Source organism: Caballeronia sp. GAWG2-1 (genome assembly GCF_023631405.1).
In the GTDB taxonomy this organism is placed as follows: Bacteria; Pseudomonadota; Gammaproteobacteria; order Burkholderiales; family Burkholderiaceae; genus Caballeronia.
In genome coordinates, this window is the sequence record NZ_JALQDD010000008.1 from 1 (window position 1) to 255 (window position 255).

General features: G+C 64.7%; 1 pseudogene. It reads right to left on the bottom strand.

What is annotated here, in order from left to right:
- Positions 1–35: 35 nt before the first annotated feature.
- Positions 36–255 (bottom strand): annotated as a pseudogene (locus tag NCR98_RS06605) (hypothetical protein); the annotation flags it as partial.

Consider the following 255-nt stretch of genomic DNA (forward strand, 5'->3'; position numbering starts at 1 on the left):
GCGCAGTCGCGAGGATGAGAAATGGGCGCATCGCGTCAGCCTCCCTGCGTCGGCTTGATGGACACGCTGTACGGCTGGCGCGCGCCGGCGGTCAGGTTTTCGAGACTGAGCTTGACCGCATGTCGCGCGGGAATGCCTTTCCAGATCGCCTGATTGAGATAGGGAAAGTCCTGCGCGAGCGCGGTGACGAGAATGGTCGTCGGCTGCTTTTGAGCGGCGGCGAGCGCGCCCGCTTTGGCGAGGATCGCCGTGAGT